Annotated in this window: 14 protein-coding genes; all 14 read right to left on the bottom strand. The window is 56.7% G+C overall.

Annotation, left to right across the window (positions count from 1 at the left end; genetic code table 11):
• Positions 1–6: 6 nt before the first annotated feature.
• Positions 7–1,065 carry a PhoH family protein gene (locus SADFL11_RS16065; RefSeq protein ID WP_040451309.1) on the bottom strand — a complete coding sequence of 353 codons (1,059 nt, stop codon included), beginning with the start codon at positions 1,063–1,065 and terminating at the stop codon, positions 7–9.
• 74 nt (positions 1,066–1,139) lie between these two features.
• Positions 1,140–2,600 carry a tRNA (N6-isopentenyl adenosine(37)-C2)-methylthiotransferase MiaB gene (gene miaB / locus SADFL11_RS16070; RefSeq protein ID WP_008190917.1) on the bottom strand — a complete coding sequence of 487 codons (1,461 nt, stop codon included), beginning with the start codon at positions 2,598–2,600 and terminating at the stop codon, positions 1,140–1,142.
• A gap of 125 nt (positions 2,601–2,725) precedes the next feature.
• Positions 2,726–3,592, bottom strand: a complete 867-nt coding sequence (locus tag SADFL11_RS16075; protein ID WP_008196718.1) for a lyso-ornithine lipid O-acyltransferase — start codon at positions 3,590–3,592, stop codon at positions 2,726–2,728.
• A complete protein-coding gene (locus tag SADFL11_RS16080; protein WP_008197213.1) occupies positions 3,585–4,034 on the bottom strand; it encodes a Fur family transcriptional regulator in 450 nt (149 codons plus the stop codon). Before SADFL11_RS16080 ends, SADFL11_RS16075 begins: the two co-directional genes overlap by 8 nt.
• Before the next feature lie 43 nt (positions 4,035–4,077).
• On the bottom strand, positions 4,078–4,566 hold the full coding sequence (gene rimI / locus SADFL11_RS16085; protein WP_008197255.1) for a ribosomal protein S18-alanine N-acetyltransferase: 489 nt from the start codon (positions 4,564–4,566) through the stop codon (positions 4,078–4,080).
• Positions 4,563–5,240 carry a tRNA (adenosine(37)-N6)-threonylcarbamoyltransferase complex dimerization subunit type 1 TsaB gene (tsaB, locus tag SADFL11_RS16090; protein ID WP_008191976.1) on the bottom strand — a complete coding sequence of 226 codons (678 nt, stop codon included), beginning with the start codon at positions 5,238–5,240 and terminating at the stop codon, positions 4,563–4,565. The genes rimI and tsaB overlap by 4 nt, the downstream gene beginning before the upstream one ends.
• A 152-nt stretch (positions 5,241–5,392) precedes the next feature.
• On the bottom strand, positions 5,393–5,950 hold the full coding sequence (locus tag SADFL11_RS16095; RefSeq protein ID WP_008194306.1) for a NifU family protein: 558 nt from the start codon (positions 5,948–5,950) through the stop codon (positions 5,393–5,395).
• Between the two features lie 194 nt (positions 5,951–6,144).
• On the bottom strand, positions 6,145–6,639 hold the full coding sequence (locus SADFL11_RS16100; RefSeq protein ID WP_040451306.1) for a universal stress protein: 495 nt from the start codon (positions 6,637–6,639) through the stop codon (positions 6,145–6,147).
• A 69-nt stretch (positions 6,640–6,708) separates the two neighbouring features.
• On the bottom strand, positions 6,709–8,013 hold the full coding sequence (hslU, locus tag SADFL11_RS16105) for an ATP-dependent protease ATPase subunit HslU (RefSeq protein WP_008196606.1): 1,305 nt from the start codon (positions 8,011–8,013) through the stop codon (positions 6,709–6,711).
• A 41-nt stretch (positions 8,014–8,054) separates the two neighbouring features.
• Positions 8,055–9,164 (bottom strand): hypothetical protein, encoded by a 1,110-nt coding sequence (locus SADFL11_RS16110; protein WP_134853057.1) that lies wholly within the window; start codon positions 9,162–9,164, stop codon positions 8,055–8,057.
• A gap of 168 nt (positions 9,165–9,332) precedes the next feature.
• Positions 9,333–9,893: an ATP-dependent protease subunit HslV gene (hslV, locus tag SADFL11_RS16115; RefSeq protein ID WP_008192557.1), complete on the bottom strand. Its 561-nt coding sequence runs from the start codon at positions 9,891–9,893 to the stop codon at positions 9,333–9,335.
• A 98-nt stretch (positions 9,894–9,991) separates the two neighbouring features.
• Complete coding sequence (locus tag SADFL11_RS16120) at positions 9,992–10,567, bottom strand: NADPH-dependent FMN reductase (protein WP_008193277.1); 576 nt, start codon at positions 10,565–10,567, stop codon at positions 9,992–9,994.
• 50 nt (positions 10,568–10,617) lie between these two features.
• The gene (locus tag SADFL11_RS16125) at positions 10,618–11,277 is read right to left on the bottom strand and encodes a class I SAM-dependent methyltransferase (protein ID WP_008190973.1); all 660 of its coding nucleotides are present in this window, start codon (positions 11,275–11,277) and stop codon (positions 10,618–10,620) included.
• 76 nt (positions 11,278–11,353) lie between these two features.
• Positions 11,354–12,484 carry a molecular chaperone DnaJ gene (gene dnaJ / locus SADFL11_RS16130; protein WP_008189789.1) on the bottom strand — a complete coding sequence of 377 codons (1,131 nt, stop codon included), beginning with the start codon at positions 12,482–12,484 and terminating at the stop codon, positions 11,354–11,356.
• Between the last annotated feature and the right edge of the window lie 68 nt (positions 12,485–12,552).

The following is a 12,552-nucleotide window of genomic DNA, read 5'->3' on the forward strand; positions in this document are numbered from 1 at the left end:
GCCCCTTCAGGAAGCCGCTGCGCTGCTGCGCGGCCGGCGATCCTGATCTTCGTCGTCTCTTTGACGAGCAGCAAACCGGCGTTCACGTGCCTCAGATTCTTCACGGGCAGCATTGTCGTAGGCCGTGACAATCCGGCCGACCAACTCATGGCGGACAACATCGGTTTCGTTGAACCGGATATGTGCAACCGCAGGAATATCCGTTAGCAAGCCCAGAGCTTCGCGCAAGCCGGATTTCTGGCCCGATGGCAAATCGATCTGGCTCGGATCGCCGGTCACGATCATCTTTGATCCCTCGCCAAGCCGGGTCAGGAACATCTTCATCTGCATCGATGTCGTGTTCTGCGCCTCATCGAGCAGAACAACTGCGTTTGACAATGTGCGTCCGCGCATGAATGCAAGCGGCGCGACCTCGATCATGCCAGATTGCAGTCCCCGATCGACTTTTTCAGCCGGCATCATTTCATAAAGCGCATCATAAATCGGCCGGAGATACGGGTCGACCTTGTCTTTCATTTCACCCGGCAGGAAACCCAGACGTTCACCGGCCTCAACCGCAGGCCGGGACAGGATCAAACGCGCCACATCGCCGCGCTCCAACAGCGCAGCCGCATAGGCAACCGCAAGGAATGTCTTTCCCGTTCCAGCAGGGCCTGTGCCAAAGATCATATCCGCCCGGTCCATGGACCGGATATAGGCATCCTGTGTTGGCGTGCGCGCCACAATGGTTTTCCGGCGCGTCGCGATTTGTGCAAACGCCAACCGGGATTTCGGCTCAAGGGTCGGCAACGGAAGCTGGGCTTCGTTCGCCGCCGCCATGCGCAAGGCACCGTCCACATCACCTGGATGGATTTCCTGCCCCTGCAGCAAGCGTTGATATAGAGCCTCCAAGGCCACCCGTGCTTGCGTACAACCCGCCTGTGACCCTTTGAGTGTCACCTGGTTGCCGCGCGCAATCGCGTCCACGCCAAGGCGTTGTTCTATCAGGGCAAGGTTCTGATCGAACTGACCAAACAGATCTCCGATCAAACGGTTATCTTCGAAGGCGAGCACAATGTGGGTCATGTCGGAAGCCGAAGCGGCTTCATCAGAAAGCCTGCGGGAAGAAGATTGGCTGTCGCGCGTCAAATGACGTCTCCTTAAGCCGCCGGGGCCGGTATGGCACCGGATCCATCAGCAGCATCTTGCCCCGCAATCAGCCGTCCGAACAGCGAATTGCTTCCGATCTCAACGATTTCCACCGCTTGTACACTGCCGATCATGGACTCTGGTGCATCAAGCTGGACCGGCTGCAACCATGGAGACTTTCCGACCAGCTGTCCCGGGTTCCGGCCCTTCTTCTCCAAAAGCACATCACAGGTCATGCCTTTGCGGGACGCATTGAAGGCTTTTTGCTGCTCGCTCAAAAGTGCTTGGAGTTCCTGCAGCCGCACAGATTTGACGTCTTCGGGCACCTGATCTTCCATGGTCGCCCCTGGTGTGCCGGGGCGCTGGCTATATTTGAACGAGAAGGCAGAGCCATATTCGACACGGCGGATCAGATCCATCGTGTCTTCAAAGTCCTGATCCGTTTCACCCGGAAAACCGATAATAAAGTCACCGGAAAGTGCAATGTCAGGAGCTGCTACCCGAATCCGGTCGATCAGACGGAAATACTCGTCCCGCGTATGTTTGCGGTTCATGGCCTTCAAGATCTTGTCAGACCCGGACTGCACCGGCAGATGCAGATACGGCATCAGGCTCTTCAGTTCCCGGTGCGCTTCAATCAGATCATCATCCATGTCGCGCGGGTGGCTGGTGGTGTAGCGGAGCCGGTCCAACCCGTCGATTTCCGACAGGCGGCGCAGAAGCTTGCCCAACCCCCAGGTTGACCCATCCGCAGCCTCACCGTGATAGGCGTTGACGTTCTGACCAAGCAGGGTCACTTCCCGCACGCCAGACGCCGCCATGCGCTGAGCTTCGGTAACGATCTGCTCCACGGACCGGGAGACTTCGGCGCCGCGCGTGTAAGGAACGACGCAGAAGGTGCAAAACTTGTCGCAGCCTTCTTGAACCGTCAGGAATGCGGCCGGCGGCCGTTTCATGATCGGCTTTTCAGCCCGCGCCGACAAATGGTCAAATTTCGCATCGATGTCGAACTCGGTTTCGACAACTTTCTGGCCTTGCCGTGCCTTGTCCAAAAGCGAGGGCAGCTGATGGTAGCTCTGCGGACCGACGACCATGTCGACAATCGGAGCCCGGCGCGAGATCTCCTCGCCTTCCGCCTGTGCCACACAGCCGGCAACACCGACCATCATGTCCTTGCCGGCTTTCGCCCGTTCTTCCTTGACCTTCCGGATCCGCCCGAGCTCTGAATAGACCTTCTCAGCGGCCTTTTCCCGGATGTGGCAGGTGTTGAGGATAACCAGATCGGCCTCTTCCATATCTGCCGTCGTGGAATAGCCCTGTGGTGCAAGCACATCGGTCATGCGCTCACTATCATAGACGTTCATCTGGCAGCCGTAGGTGCGCACAAAAACCTTGCGCGTATTGTCACCTGATGCGGTCTTTGTTTCCGCGGCTGCGGAGGTGTCCAGTTCTGCTTCCGGGCGGCTCGTCATTCGCTCCTCATGGTCCTTTTGGGACGGACGGCATATCTCATGGTGATCGTGCTTTTGGGCGGGACTCTATCCCGCGCCTGTGTCTACCCGTGCTCAATTACGTCTAACGCAGGCCGCACCTCAATTCAGGCGCCAGCTTTAGCGGTTTTTTCTTCATTTGAGAAGAACTCAGGAGCATCGATTTCATCGGAATCGAACCGTTCGACCGGTTTTTGGCGCAAAGCAGCCATGGTCAGGGCGCGCACCTCCCGCTCTAACTGCAGAGTCAGGGCTTTCCGGTCCGTTGCAGGATCGACCCGAACAGGTTCTCCCCATTGGATCGCAACGTCGAGAGCACCATGCCGAAAGATGCCCCAAAGGTGGCCCGCCAGCTCCATATCCCCGTACCAGGCGACGTGCGGACGGTACACACGCCCCATCGGCATTCCGAACAAGCCCTGATAGGCAATCGACAACGGCTGGACCCAAACAGTGGTGTCTTGATCGTGCCCCGCGGCGCGCGTTGCAGCTCCCAAGAGAGCCGAGCGGAACGGCAAAACGCAATTCCCATCGTTGGATGTGCCTTCCGCAAAGAGCACCATGGCATCGCCCTCTGCCATCCGGCCTGCAATTGTGTCAGCAACTTCTGCCGTTTGCGATCGCCGGGTGCGGTTGACGAAAACCGTCCGCTGAAGCTTGGCAAACAGACCAAAGACCGGCCAGCCGGAAACTTCCGACTTGGCGATAAAGGACAGCGGCATCAAAGAACCGATAACGGTGATATCCACCCAGGATGCATGGTTGGCGGCAATCAACAAAGGACGTTCAGCCGACGGCTGTCCGTCCTGATGAATGCGTATACCAACAAGGCCGGTTGCAATCTTATGCCACAGATGGGGAAGGTGTTTCTGGATTGGGAGATTCAGCTTCACTGCAACCCACTGCAGTGGAATCAAGATCAGCGAGACGACCGTTAATACCAGGATCGTCAAAACCGCCTTGATTTCAGCCATCGGTGTCCCCGCCCTTTTTCGGATCGATCGGAACGCCATATAGTTCCAACCGGTGATCCACCAGCTTGTAGCCCAGCTTTTTAGCAATGAACTCCTGCAAGGCCTCGATTTCCTCGTTCCGGAACTCGATCACCTGCCCGCTGCGCAGATCAATGAGATGATCATGATGCTCATCGGGCACAGTTTCATAACGGGAACGGCCATCGCGAAAATCATGGCGCTCAACCATGCCGGCATCTTCAAACAGTTTGACGGTGCGGTAGACCGTGGAGATGGAGATCTTAGGATCAATCGCAACGGATCGGCGATAGAGTTCCTCAACGTCCGGATGCTCTTCGGAGGCCTGCTCGATCACCGAGGCAATCACGCGGCGCTGTTCGGTCATGCGCATGCCTTTTTGGACACAAAGTTCCACCAGCGATAGTGTCCGCTCGTCCGTCATGAACTCCAATAGCCTTCCGCTTCCGGTTGGATCTCAAAGCGCTCTAACCAAGATCGACGCGCATGACAAGCGCTGTCCCGTCTCCTCCACTGTCGCTGTAGTACCCTTTTCGCCGGCCAACTTCCCGGAATCCAAGGGAACGATAAAGCAAAATGGCGGCTTCATTCGACGAATCCACTTCCAGAAACAAGCTCTTGCAGCGTTCTCCATAGAGGCGGAACAAACCGTCCTCCATCAGCTTCTTTCCAATCCCACGGCCACGCTGGCGTGGATGTACAGCGATCGTAATGACTTCCGCTTCATCTGCGGCTGTTCTCAGGATCAAAAAACCAAGTGGTCCCTGCGTTCCGTAAGGGCTGGCCCGCCGCGCGACCAGAATGGACGTTCCGGATTGCGCCTTCATACGGGCAAGCTCTTCCACGTCCCAGGCATGTTTGAATGAAGCTGCGTGGATTTCGGCGACCTTCAGCAGATCTTCGTCCAGCGCCTCTTCAATGACCGGCGGCTGGCTCCAGAACCACCAAAAACTCATTGTCGTTCAATCCTTCCCTTCGTCTGCGGCGTCGCATCCGGCGGCCGCAAATACAATGGGGAGGGAGACGCCCCTCGCGGATCCGTTATGAGACCCAGCTCGGCAACGGCCCGTATTCCCGGATACCCACACCTGGAAATCACGCAGGTGTTTTCCGCTCCCACTGCATCGGCAACACGGTCTGCCGCCGAACCGGCAAATCTTATGTCCTCAGGCAGTGTCATTGCAAGATCTGACAGGGTATGAACACCAGCAAAGTCCAGTGGTTCGCCATCGTGAGAAAAGAGCTGACAATAGACCTCGTCACCTTTTCCGGTGAGAGCAACGAGGATTGGGGAACCATTGTCGCCGGGTGCACAGGACCGTGCGATCGCCGCCAATGTGGTGACACCGACAACCGGCTTTTCCAGAACCAGACCGAACCCGCGGGCTACGGCCAACCCGACACGAAGACCGGTGAAACTGCCCGGTCCGACGGTTACGGCGACCCGGTCGAGATCGGAAAAGGCTGTCGAACTCTCGGCCATCACGGTTCCGATCATATCCATGAGCTTTTCCGCGTGGCCGCGGCCGATTTCCTCGCCACAGGTTTCGAAACACGCTGAGGCGGTGCCATCGTCAAGAACGGCGGCAGCGCAATTGGCCAGTGCTGTATCGATTGCCAGAACACGCATGATAACTTGCCACTACCCCGGCCGCTTCGCAGAGTCGAGCCGGGCTTTGGATCTAGGTCCAATTGGGGGCTTGAAACCCACAGAGAAATACCAGCGGGAATAAAAAGGCCCGGCAGACATGCCGGGCCATCGAGACAAAGCGGAACTTCGCTTTAGATTGGACGCACTTCCTCAACTTCCGGCACAAAGTGGCGCAGAAGATTCTGGATGCCGTGCTGAAGCGTTGCGGTCGAAGACGGGCATCCGGCACAGGCACCGCGCATGGAAAGGTAGACGATCCCTTCCTTGAAACCCTTGAAAGTGATGTCGCCGCCATCTTGTGCGACAGCAGGACGCACGCGGGTTTCCAAAAGCTCTTTGATGGTCGCGACAGTTTCCTGATCGCCTTCCTCAAAGAACTCGCCTTCTTCGATGTCTTCGCTTTCACCCGCATTCATGACCGGCTGCCCGGACATGAACTGCTCCATGATGACGCCGAGAATTGCCGGCTTCATGTGCTGCCAGTCCGTGTCATCCTTGGTTACAGTCACAAAATCATGGCCAAAGAAAACGGCTGCGACGCCCGGCACATCAAAAAGCTTCTCCGCAAGCGGCGATGCGCCGGCATCAGCCTTGGACCGGAAATCATATGTTCCTTCCGGCAGGACAACCCGTCCTGGAAGGAACTTGAGGGTTGCCGGGTTCGGTGTGGCTTCGGTTTGAATGAACATGTTTTCCGTCCTTGCGCTGTCCGCGCTGTGTCACCTGTGCGCCCAATTTGGCAAACGTGCTTGCGGCCTCTTCATCATCGCAAAACACCGATAGGATCTTCTAACCGATCCAGCTTCAGTTTGGAACCGTTAAAAACTAGATAGGTTTTTACCGCTGGAGATCAAGCGCCTCAGGCGTCTTTCCTCACAGCAGGTCAGGCTAGCGCGGCGATGGAATCATCATCCAGATTGCCCGGAACGATGGTCACAGGGATCGGAAAGGTTCCTGCGGATTTTCCAGCGATCGAGGAAACCAACGGCCCCGGTCCGTCCGCATTGGTGCTTGCTGCCAAAACGAGGATGGCGATATCGGCATCAGCTTCAATCAACTCGAGGATTTCCTCACTCATGGTGCCTTCTCGGATAACCGTCTCCGGTTCCGTGCGGGCGACTGAGCGAACCCGTTGCGCTGCTTTTGCCAGCGTGGCTTCTGCCTCCTGGTGCGCTTCGGCACGCATAATGTCCTCAACACCCAGCCAATGCTGAAAATCCCCGCGTGCGATGATGAACAGCAATGTGACCACGCCGCTGGTGCGCGCTGCCCGCTTGGCTGCATAGACAATTGCGCGATCACATTCCGGCGTGTCGTCGACCACCACCAGAAACTTCCGGCGGTGACCCTCTTCGTTACTTTTTCGAATTGCTACCATGACCGCATGCTGCCATCGGTCCCGGCAAGCCGCAAGCGGCGAATTTGCAGCCTGCGGTACCGGTCCAAATTACAGAATAAACTTCGACAGATCGACGTTCTTCGCCAGATCGCCAATGTTATCGTGAACGAACTCTGCCGTAATTTCGACCTCTTCCCCGGACCGGTCTGGTGCCGTGAAGGAGATTTCATCCAGAATGCGTTCCATGACGGTCTGCAAACGCCGCGCACCGATGTTTTCAACCGATCCGTTCAGATCCACGGCCACCGAAGCGATTTCCTCAATGGAATCTTCGGTGAATGACAGTTTCAGACCCTCAGTTTCCATCAAGGCAACATACTGCTTGATCAGGCTCGCCTCAGGCTCTGTCAGGATCGCCCGGAAGTCTTCCTTGGTTAGTGCCCGCAGCTCAACCCGAATCGGCAAGCGACCCTGCAATTCCGGTAAAAGATCCGAGGGCTTCGCAACATGGAACGCGCCAGACGCGATGAACAGAATATGGTCGGTGCGAACCGGGCCATGTTTGGTCGACACGACCGTGCCCTCGATCAGCGGCAGGAGATCGCGTTGAACACCCTCTCGCGAGACATCACCGCCGGCGCGGCCTTCCCGGGCGCAGATCTTGTCGATCTCATCGAGAAAAACGATGCCCGAATTCTCTACTAGCGAGATCGCTTCCTCGACGATCTTGTCTTCATCCAGAAGCTTGTCGGATTCCGCGTTCACCAAGAGCTGATGGGAATCGCGCACATTTATACGCTTCGTCTTCGTCTGCCCGCCAAACGCCTTGCCGAGCAGATCCGAAACATTCATCACACCGACGCTCGCACCCGGCATGCCCGGTAAGTCAAAGCTTGGCATTTGTGCCTGTGCCGGCACTTCCACCTCAATTTCCTTGTCGTCCATATCGCCGTCGCGGAGCTTGGTGCGGAAGCTTTCCCGGGTGGCCGGGCTGGCGTTAGCTCCAACAAGCGCATCCAGAACACGCTCTTCTGCCAAGACGTGGGCCTTGGCTTTCACAGATTCTCGTTTTTCCTCGCGCACAAGCGAGATACCTGCCTCCACAAGGTCACGGACGATCTGCTCAACGTCCCGGCCCACATAGCCGACTTCGGTGAACTTGGTGGCCTCAACCTTGGTAAAGGGAGCCCGCGCCAGTTTCGCCAGACGCCGGGAGATCTCGGTTTTGCCGACACCGGTCGGGCCGATCATGAGAATGTTCTTTGGCAGAACCTCCTCGCGCATCTGGCCCTCAAGCTGCTGGCGGCGCCAGCGGTTGCGCAAGGCAATGGCCACCGCACGTTTGGCATCCTTCTGGCCAACGATGTAGCGGTCGAGTTCAGATACAATTTCACGCGGAGAAAAGTCAGTCATTCAGGTGTTTCACTCGCACAGAAGTAGATGATCATTGCCGGTTATGTGGTCGCAGGAAGGTAGCGCAGCAAGGGTTGACCTGAAAAGGGTGCCAAAAGCACCCTCCGCAACAGGCTCCAGCCGGAGCCAATAAGCAGGATAAAACCACCCAGCAACAACAGCGTTACGGCAAAGGCAGCCTCTTCCGAAACATTGGCTTCAAGGATCAGATACCCGATTGCAAAACCAAGGTAGCTCATCGCGGAGACCAGAAGGGCGCGCCGGTCAACAATCAGCGCTACGATTGCCAGAATCACAAACAGCGCAATGACGGCAACCGAGTAGCCGACCGAACCTTGACCAGAGAAGCTGGCGACCAAGGCAAGGATTGAATGCACGATAAACGGTGCGGCCATCAGATGAAGCCAAAAAGCCTTGTCGGAATTCAGCGTGACGCGGGCTGGATCCTTGATATCAAAGCTCATCGCCAGACCAAAAGTAACCAGCCCAAGAGCCAGAAAGAAGCCCACATGATAGCGGTCGATCAGCCCGGGGGCCGCCATTTCGATAAGCACAGCCACGATGAAAAGACACCCGCCGGTGATCCCTGCAATGCCAACCGGAACCTTGAAACGCAGGTAGAACAGCACCGCGCCTGCAAGGGCAACCAACGAGGTTGGGATTACCAGCCAGGTTTCATAGTTTTGCCGCCAGCCGCCGAGACTGAGACCCGTCAGATCCTGGTCAACAACCAGACCGAAACAGGCCATGAAGAAAAACGGTGTGAATGCAAGGCTGAGCAGGAAAGACGGCAGAGCCAATCGCATGCGGCGGGAGAAAACTTCCGCCAGTCCCCAAATGGACACAGCGCCAACGGCGGAGATTGCCCAAGCCGGCAACAGGTGCTGCAAACCATAAATCAGCCCGACCATCAGTATCCCGATTCCAAGACTGATAAAAATGTCATGGAAGCCACGCACGAACCGCACTTCTTCAATGTCCGCGTGCGGCAATGTTTCAGCCAATGGACCTGTAACGCCACGGCGGGTCCAGAAATCGGTGAGCCGCTCAGCCTGATCTTCGGTCAAAATGCCCTCGGAGACAGCGGCCGCCAAACGCGCTGAATCCAGCGGGCTCTCTTTGTTGTTCAATTTTTGGCTCGCTTCGCTCAAGGAACCCTCCGTCCTGCATGCAAAGAATTCAGTTTGTTCGAATTTCTCAGACTTTCGTCGGCCGTTCATTCAGCCAACACGAAAGCACTGCAATCAGTCTTTCGATTTCACCTGATTGCTTGTGCCATGCATTGATCTGGATCGTATAGGGGGACGTGAAACACCAGCCTATTCGGCGGTTTCGAGGACTTCCACCGTGATGCTTTCGTTGGTGTAGACGCAGATTTCAGCGGCCACCGCCATCGCCTTGCGGGCGATCGTCTCCGCGTCGAAATCTGTTTCCGCCAAGGCACGTCCAGCTGCAAGCGCGTAGTTGCCACCAGAACCGATCCCCATGATCCCGCCTTCCGGCTCCAGGACGTCGCCTGTCCCGGTCAGAACAAGAGACGTATTCTTGTCTGCAACCAGCATCATGGCTTCCAGTTTGCGCAGGTACCGGTCTGTCCGCCAATCCTTGGCCAGTTCGACACAGGCCCGCATCAGCTGGCCCGGATACTGTTCAAGCTTGGATTCCAAACGCTCAAACAAGGTGAAGGCATCGGCCGTTGCCCCTGCAAATCCGGCAATCACTTCGCCTTTTGCAAGGGGGCGGACCTTGCGGGCCGTGTGCTTGATAACAGTTTGTCCCAGCGATACCTGACCATCGCCCGCGATAACCACTTTGCCGCCCTTGCGGACCATCATGATGGTGGTGCCGTGCCAAACAGCCGGCTCACGCGATTCGCTCATCTAACCCTCATAACGTCTTTGGTGCGGCGCTGTATGTAAGCATCCTGCCACAGTTTGAAAAGCAACCAGAGCGAGGAGACTGGATTCACTCGCCGATTTCAGTGGGATAGCTCTATCAGGGTCGCACGCAAAAGTGCATCGATCATCTTATCGAGATTGGCGGATGCCCGCTCATCCGTTAGATCCCCGCGCTCATTGAAAGCCGCACTTGCCTTTGCGACGGAAACCATCTGCGGCAACACCATCGCGCCCAGCCCCACTTCGAGGATCGTTCGCATGCCGATCAGGCCGCGCATGCCTCCAAAGCCGCCAGGCGACGCAGCGCCCAAGGCAAAAACCTTGCCGCGATAGGCATCCCCCGGCCCTTTGACCCGACTGATCCAATCGAGCGCGTTTTTTAGCAGCGGCGTGATACCCGCGTTATACTCCGGGCAAGCGATGAAAATGCCGTCGTGGTCAGCGAACAGTGTCTTGAGTTTTTCCGCGTTGTCCGGAACTCCATCTGCCTCTTCAAGATCCCCGTCATAGATTGGAAGCAAGTAGTCTTTCAACGAGATACGCGTCACCTTCGCATCCAGGATCGCCAGTTTTTTCGCAGCAAGAGCCGCAAGCTGGCTGTTGTAGGATCCAGCGCGTGCAGAACCGGACAAAACGAGTATTTTTGGGTTTCGCATGAAGCCCCCTCCAAAAACGTTCAACCTGCTAGGGAAGCTTTAAGCTACGGTCAGTTCGCCTTGCGGTAAACCCAAACGCGGGCCGGAGGCAAGTTCTTCCAGATCCATTCCGAACTGTAGACCGAAACACTCCGGGTGAGTGGCTTCACAGGTGCTGCCAGACCGTAGGAAAACTGGATCAGCGGCGCTCCTGGCTTTAAAAGCTGTAGAGCTTCTTCCAGAAACGCACGACGGCAAATCTCTGGCCGATTCAGCAACGGCAAAGACGATACGATGCCATCCAGTATAAGATCGTCCTCTGCAGCCCCGTGCAAAAACCCACCAGGTTTGGAAAGGGTTTGCCTCAAGGCATAGGCGTCACCTTGCAGGACGGGCAAACCTGGATACCGCCCACCAAGGTGTTCACAAAAGTCCGTGCTGTACTCAATGAGGTTCAAATCGCGGTTCAAAAACCCAGCATCAAAAAGTGCTTTTGTCACCACGCCAGTCCCCGGCCCCAGCTCAACGACCTTTGAGTGCGGCCGCAGGATCAAGAAAGAGACCATTTTCGAAGCAAGTTCGGGTCCGGAGGGCGCAACAGCTCCCGTACGAAGCGGATTTTGCGCCCAGGACCGGATGAATTTTACCTCGTCCAGGACCTTCATACGGACCGCATCCGCTTTTTCAAGTTTGTCCCGAATGGCTTCCCGCTTGATCCCGATCCGCTTCAAAATCCACCCTCACACCTGTCATGAAAATTACATATAGGCGTGTTCGGTCAGCGTTACTAGAAGCGGAGCACAGCGGTTATGTGCTTAAATTGTCGATGAAATCCTTAACCTTGGAGAAAAAACCCGCAGAAGCAGGGTGGTTCTCTCCCGAGGCTTCCTGTTCGAACTCCGCAAGCAGTTCTCTCTGACGTTTGGTCAGATTTGTCGGCGTTTCCACAGTGACCTGGATGTACATGTCGCCATGCTGGCTCGAGCGCATGATCGGCATCCCCTTGCCCCGAAGACGGAACTGTTTTCCAGTCTGGGTCCCTTCCGGCACCTTCACACGGCTTGTTGCACCATCGACTGTTGGAACGTCGAACTGACCCCCGAGTGTCGCGGTCGACATGGAGATCGGCACCCGGCAATAAAGGTCTGCGCCGTCGCGCTGGAATAGGTCATGCAGACGGATCGACAGGAAAATGTATAGGTCGCCGGATGGGCCACCGCGCGCACCTGCTTCGCCCTCACCTGCAAGACGGATACGTGTGCCGTCTTCAATGCCGGCCGGGATATTGACGGACAAGGTCCGTTCCTGGGTCTTCCGGCCCGACCCGCCACATCCGGTACATGGATCGGAAATTACTTGGCCCTTGCCCTGACAGCTTGGGCACGTGCGCTCCAGCGTAAAGAAGCCCTGCGCCGCACGAACCCGGCCAGCACCGCCACATGTGCGGCACGTTGTCGGACTTGTCCCCGGCTTCGCGCCAGACCCTGAGCATATGTCGCAGGTAATGCTTGTCGGGACTTCGATCTCGACCGTCTTGCCCGTAAACGCATCTTCAAGGGAAACATCCAAATTGTAGCGCAAGTCTGCTCCGCGCTCGCGGCCACCGGATCTGCGCCCCCCACCGCCCATTCCGAAGAATTCTTCGAAAATGTCGGACATGGTTGAAGAGAAGTCATGGGCGCCAGCGCCGCCTCCACCGCCGAAACCGCCATTTTCAAAGGCCGCATGGCCGAACCGGTCGTAAGCTGCGCGTTTCTGGCCGTCTTTCAGCGTGTCGTAGGCTTCATTGACTTCCTTGAATTTCGCTTCAGCTTCCGCATCGCCTGGATTGCGGTCTGGGTGGAACTGCATCGCCATTTTGCGGTAAGCGCTTTTCAGCGCCTTGTCGTCCGCATCACGAGCAACTCCCAGAACTTCATAGAAATCACGTTTCGACATCAAGATCTCTCGGTCTTGTCCTGCCGCTGGCTGCCACTATCACTGAGCGCCATCACGGCAAAGGCGCA

It is taken from the genome of Roseibium alexandrii DFL-11 (assembly GCF_000158095.2).
GTDB classification, from domain to species: Bacteria; Pseudomonadota; Alphaproteobacteria; order Rhizobiales; family Stappiaceae; genus Roseibium; species Roseibium alexandrii.